This is a genomic window from Gordonia sputi NBRC 100414 (assembly GCF_000248055.1).
Taxonomy (GTDB): domain Bacteria; phylum Actinomycetota; class Actinomycetes; order Mycobacteriales; family Mycobacteriaceae; genus Gordonia; species Gordonia sputi.
This window is the reverse complement of the sequence record NZ_BAFC01000032.1, coordinates 1-1789: the sequence shown is the minus strand read 5'-3', so window position 1 is coordinate 1789 and position 1789 is coordinate 1. Positions and strand designations below refer to the sequence as shown.

Here is a 1789-nt window from a genome sequence, read left to right as displayed (position 1 = left end):
ACGCCGTCGAGCCCCACAGGCTCACGTATGCAGTGTGCGACCCGCCCAGTACTCCTTGCGGATCTCCCGCTTCAGGATCTTGCCGGTGGAGTTTCGCGGCAACGCGCTCACGAAGTCGACGGTATTCGGGATCTTGTAGCCCGCCAGCCGACCGCGGCAGTAGTCGATGAGCTCATCCTCGGTGACGGCGCTGTCGGCGTTCAGCACAACCACTGCCTTCACCGATTCGCCCCACTTGTCGTCCGGAACACCGATCACCGCAACGTCGGCGACCGCCTCGTGTTCGACCACGACACGCTCAACCTCAACGGGGTACACGTTCTCGCCGCCCGTGATGATCATGTCTTTGACGCGGTCAGAGATGAAGAGATAACCGTCGGGATCCATATGACCGGCATCCCCTGTGCGCAACCAGTCGCCCACCAGAGTCTCTGCGGTCGCCTGAGGATTGCGCCAGTATCCGAGCATGTGCTGCTGCGACTTCGTCCAGAGTTCACCCACAGTGTTCGGCGGAAGCGTATTGCCCTCGGGATCAACCACTTTGACGATGTTCCCCGGCAGTACCCGACCCGCCGAGACGAGTCGCTCGGGATGCGTCGCATCGCGATGATCAGCCGGAGTGAGAACGCTGAACACTCCCGACATCTCCGTCATCCCGTACACCTGATAGAAGTCGACGTCCGGCCAGGCGTCCAGACAGGCACGAATCGTGGGCAGTGGCATCGGCGAACCGCCGTAGCCCAGACATCGCACGGCCGAGTAGTCGCGCTTGTGCAGACGCCGGTCCGCGAGAAAGAACCCATACACCGCCGGCACGAAGAAGGCGTGAGTCACTGCGCGCTCGACCATTTCGTCGAGAACGTCACCGGGCACCGTCTCGCGCACGATCACCGTCTGGGCACCCACCGACATACCCGCGAGCACCCACGACGACCCTCCGACGTGAAACAGAGGCATGGCCACCATGCTCACCGAGTCCTCCGTGAAGCGGAATCCGGTGACCGCGGCGCGACTGTGGGCCGACAGACTGCGGTGCGTGAGCATCGGCCCCCTTGGGGTGCCCCGTCGTTCCGGAGGTGTACAGCTGCAGGAACGCGGCATCCGGGTCGAAAGGTGCCGCCACGAAAGATTCGCTCCCACAATCCAACCAGCGCTCGTACTCGTCGTCGGGACCACCGCTGACGATGACACGCTCGACCGTGGTGAGCTCGTCCCGGATCGCCGCTATGGTGTCGACGAACTCCGGCCCCGTGATGACGAGTGAGGCCTGCGCATCGTTGATGATGTAGGCCACCTCCGCGGGCGACAGGCGAAAGTTGATCACCGCATTCGCGGCACCGGTCAACGACGCTGCGAGAGTGGTTTCGACGCATGCCACAGAGTTCTTGTCCAAGAATGCAATTCGATCTCCCGGCCGAACACCGGACGCTACCTGAGCAGCGGCGTTGCGTTCAATACGCTCACGGAACCGACTCCATGTGAAGTGCCGATCGCCATCGATCACCGCCACATCATCGGGCTTCTCGGCAACCCAGCGGTCGACAACGTCGATCATCGGAGTGACTTCGTCATTCGACGACGCCGCGTACGTCGACTCGGAGGTGACGTCGTGCGGCAGGGTGGGGCTCTGAAAGGTCATACGGATGTGTCCTCCAAGCGTGAATTCTCCGGAATCAGAACAGGTTTGATGGCAGTTCCAGTGCGAAAATCCGCCAATGCGCTCGCGATGTCGGTGAAGTCGTAGGTGGCGATCAGTTCGTCGAATGGGAACTTTCCCTCTTGCCACAGC

The 1789-nt window shown here is 62.0% G+C and carries 1 protein-coding gene and 1 pseudogene; both read right to left on the bottom strand.

Annotated elements, in window-relative coordinates:
- Positions 1-21: 21 nt before the first annotated feature.
- A complete protein-coding gene (locus tag GOSPT_RS24520) occupies positions 22-1044 on the bottom strand; it encodes an AMP-binding protein (RefSeq protein WP_247608734.1) in 1023 nt (340 codons plus the stop codon).
- A 79-nt stretch (positions 1045-1123) separates the two neighbouring features.
- Positions 1124-1555 (bottom strand): annotated as a pseudogene (locus GOSPT_RS24515) (AMP-binding protein); the annotation flags it as partial.
- Positions 1556-1789 lie beyond the last annotated feature (234 nt).

Coding starts and splice junctions, on each gene's coding strand:
- GOSPT_RS24520 (WP_247608734.1), bottom strand. CDS start 1,044: ATGCTCACGCACCGCAGTCTGTCGGCCCACAGTCGCGCCGCGGTCACC.